General features: G+C 63.0%; 4 protein-coding genes. All 4 read right to left on the reverse strand.

The annotated features are described in order from the left end of the window. A partial coding sequence (locus tag QAT43_RS14625; RefSeq protein ID WP_305043828.1) for a bifunctional heptose 7-phosphate kinase/heptose 1-phosphate adenyltransferase occupies window positions 1–646 on the reverse strand: 646 nt, incomplete at its 3' end. A gap of 7 nt (window positions 647–653) precedes the next feature. Then, a complete protein-coding gene (locus tag QAT43_RS14630) occupies window positions 654–1,613 on the reverse strand; it encodes a hypothetical protein (protein ID WP_305043829.1) in 960 nt (319 codons plus the stop codon). Continuing rightward, a complete protein-coding gene (locus QAT43_RS14635; protein ID WP_305043830.1) occupies window positions 1,610–2,191 on the reverse strand; it encodes a D-sedoheptulose-7-phosphate isomerase in 582 nt (193 codons plus the stop codon). Before QAT43_RS14635 ends, QAT43_RS14630 begins: the two co-directional genes overlap by 4 nt. A gap of 10 nt (window positions 2,192–2,201) precedes the next feature. Beyond that, on the reverse strand, window positions 2,202–3,149 hold the full coding sequence (gene fcl / locus QAT43_RS14640) for a GDP-L-fucose synthase (RefSeq protein ID WP_305043831.1): 948 nt from the start codon (window positions 3,147–3,149) through the stop codon (window positions 2,202–2,204). Window positions 3,150–3,267 lie beyond the last annotated feature (118 nt).

The following is a 3,267-nucleotide window of genomic DNA, read 5'->3' on the forward strand; positions in this document are numbered from 1 at the left end:
CGATGCCGGAGGCGGTCTGCGCCTCCTTGCGGTTGGGCGTGAGCAGGGTCGCGCCGAGATACTTGCGGTAATCACTGCCCTTGGGATCGACGACGACGGGGATGCCGGCCGCCCGTCCGATGGCGAAAATCTCCCGCAACAAACCCTCGGTCAACACACCCTTGAGATAATCGGACACCAGAATGACCTGGCAGCCGTCGACCAGGGCGCGGATGCGCTCGGCCAGCTGCGCTTCCAGGTCCGCGCCGATGGGATCCTTGCTTTCCCGGTCGATGCGCAGCATCTGCTGATTGCTCGCGAGGATGCGGGTCTTGCGGCTGGTGGTGCGCCCCGGCGCGAACACCAGGCCGTCAATGCCGATGCCCGCCGCTTCCAGCATGGCACGCAGGCTGCGCCCATCGGCGTCGTCACCCAGGGCACCGGCGACCTCGATGCTGCAACCCAGGGCCACCAGGTTGTTGACCACATTACCCGCCCCGCCCAGGCGCAGATCCTGACGCACCACATCCACCACCTGCACGGGCGCTTCGGGGGAAATGCGCTCGGTGCGGCCCCACACATACTCGTCGAGCATCAGATCGCCGACCACCAGGGCCTTAAGACCGGGGAGACGCGCGAGGAAGGATTCTATTTCAACACGATCCATGGATATTTCACCCCCTGTCCTGCAGTTGGTCCAGAACGGCCGCCGCCAGCAGGGGAATGTTGATCTCGTGATGGCCGGTGATGGTATATCCACGGCCATGGCCCGAGGTCGGACGCTTCACCACGTTGGTCAGGGGCCGGTAGTGCTGGATCATGTCGAAATTGGCGGTAGTGAAGCCATCGACATGATGGCCCAGGTTCTGAGCGATGGACAGGGCCTTGAGAAACACCTCGGGCAACAGCACCGCCGATCCCACGTTGAGCCACACCCCGCCGCTGAGATCAGCGACGATGGCGGTGAGCAGGCGAAAATCGCGAAAGGTCATCTCACCGGCCACGGCGCCGTCGGCGCTGGGGTGCTGATGGATGATGTCGGTGCCCAGGGCGACATGCACCGTCGCGGGAATCCCTTTCTCAACGCAGGCGGCCAGCAAGCTGAAATCGGCAAACGGATGCCGCTGCTCGAGAATGCGGCGACCAATGGCCTCGCCGTAGCCAAGGCCCGCGGCCAGCCCCTCTTGCAGCGCGCTATTCATGCCGCCGCCGGTTTCTTCTGAAAAACCGAAATCGCCCGAGTGCAGCACCGCCCCCACATCCTCGGAAGTCGCACCGACCAGGGAGACCTCGAAGTCATGAATCGCGGCGGACCCATTCATCACCACGGCCGTGATGACCTCGGCCTCAATGAGCTTTTTCAGGACCGGCTGCAGGCCGCACTTGATCACATGTCCGCCCAGGGCCAAAACCACGGGCCGCTGTTTGCGGCGCGCGGCCACGACCGCGTCCACCACCCCGCGCAGGTTGTCGGCGCCGAGCAGGCGCGGCAGCCCCGCGAAGAACTCCGCAAGGGACAGGCCCGCCCGGGGTGCGGCGGCGAAATGATCCTGAACGTTGACCTTGTTGTCGCGGGTCTTGATGGAGTAGGTCTTGACGGCCGCCAGGTCGATGGGGCGGTATTTGTGGCTCATTTTCGGCTCTCGGCGAGAATGCGCTGCTCCACCAGATCGCAGAGCAGATGAATGATGGTGATGTGCGCTTCCTGGATGTGCGGCGTCGCCTGCGCGGGCACGGTCAGGTTGATATCGGCCAGCGGCGCGATGCTGCCGCCGTCGCGGCCGAGTAACCCGAGGGTTGTGCAACCCTGCTGCCGGGCTGCTTGCAGGGCCAGAAACACATTGGGCGAGTTGCCGCTGGTGGAAATTCCAATCACCACATCCCCCGGCCGGGCCAGGGCCTCCACCTGACGCTTGAACACCTGATCGAAGCCGAAATCGTTGCCCACCGCCGTCAATAGGGAGGTATCCGTGGTCAGGGCGATGGCGGGAAGCGCACGGCGCTCGCGCAGAAAGCGCCCCACCAGTTCGGCGGCGAAATGCTGGGCATCGGCCGCCGAACCGCCGTTGCCCAGGATCAACACCTTTTGGTCGGCGAGCAAAGCAACCGCCAGCATTACGGCGGCCTGGGCGATGGCCGGGGCCAATTCCCGGCGCGTCTTGTCCAGGGCACGGGCGTGTTCCTCAAAATGTGCGTCGATCTGGTCTCTCATGGGCGCGGCCTCATTTCGGCTGTTGCAGGAACCAGGCGTAAGTATCAGCGAGACCCTTTTGAAGACCTATCTTCGCCGTCCATCCCAAGGTATTCAATCGGCTCACATCCAGCAGTTTGCGCGGCGCACCGTCGGGTTTTTCCGTGTTGAAAACCAACTCTCCGGAAAATCCCACCACCTCGCAGATGGTGCGCGCGAGTTCCGCGATGGTCACATCAGTGCCCGTGCCGACATTCCAGAACGGCGCGGCCTGGGCGGCGAGACGCTCCTGCGGCGCCTCCATGACGAACAGGCAGGCATCGGCCATGTCGTCGACATGGAGAAATTCCCGGCGCGGCATGCCCGTGCCCCAGATTTCCACGGCCGGCGCCCCGCTGATCTTTGCCTCGTGCACCTTGCGCAGCAACGCCGGGATGACGTGCGAACTGGTCAGATCGAAATTGTCGTTGGGCCCGTACAGATTGGTCGGCATGACCGAGAGAAAATGCGTGCCGTATTGCCGGTTGTAGGACTGGCACATCTTGATGCCGGCGATCTTGGCCACGGCGTAGGGCTCGTTGGTCGGCTCCAACTCACCGGTCAAAAGATATTCCTCGCGCATGGGCTGGGGCGCGAATTTAGGGTAGATGCAAGACGAGCCGAGAAACAGCAAACGCTTGACACCCTGCTGCCAGGCGGCATGAATGAGGTTGGTCTGGATCGCCAAATTCTCGTAAATGAAGTCGGCGGGCCAGGTGTTGTTGGCGACGATGCCGCCCACCTTGGCGGCGGCGAGAAAGACATATTCAGGTTTTTCCCGAGCGAAAAAGTCTCGCACCGCCGCCTGTTCGCACAGGTCGAGTTCGGCGCGGGTGCGAAGTACCAGGTTGTCATAGCCGGCTGCCCGAAGGCGGCGCACGATGGCCGAACCGACCAGGCCTTTATGCCCGGCAATAAATATTTTTCCGTGTTTATTCATGGAAGTTGAAGGTCTGAAACCCCTCCCTGCGGCACAATTCATCGCGCTGGGCATCCTCCAGATCGCTGCGCACCATCTCGCTCACCAGTTCCTGCAAGGAGGTGGTGGCCGTCCAGCC

This window comes from Geoalkalibacter sp., from assembly GCF_030604225.1.
In the GTDB taxonomy this organism is placed as follows: domain Bacteria; phylum Desulfobacterota; class Desulfuromonadia; order Desulfuromonadales; family Geoalkalibacteraceae; genus Geoalkalibacter.

Coding starts and splice junctions, on each gene's coding strand:
- QAT43_RS14630 (WP_305043829.1), bottom strand. CDS start 1,613: ATGAGCCACAAATACCGCCCCATCGACCTGGCGGCCGTCAAGACCTAC.
- QAT43_RS14635 (WP_305043830.1), bottom strand. CDS start 2,191: ATGAGAGACCAGATCGACGCACATTTTGAGGAACACGCCCGTGCCCTG.
- fcl (WP_305043831.1), bottom strand. CDS start 3,149: ATGAATAAACACGGAAAAATATTTATTGCCGGGCATAAAGGCCTGGTC.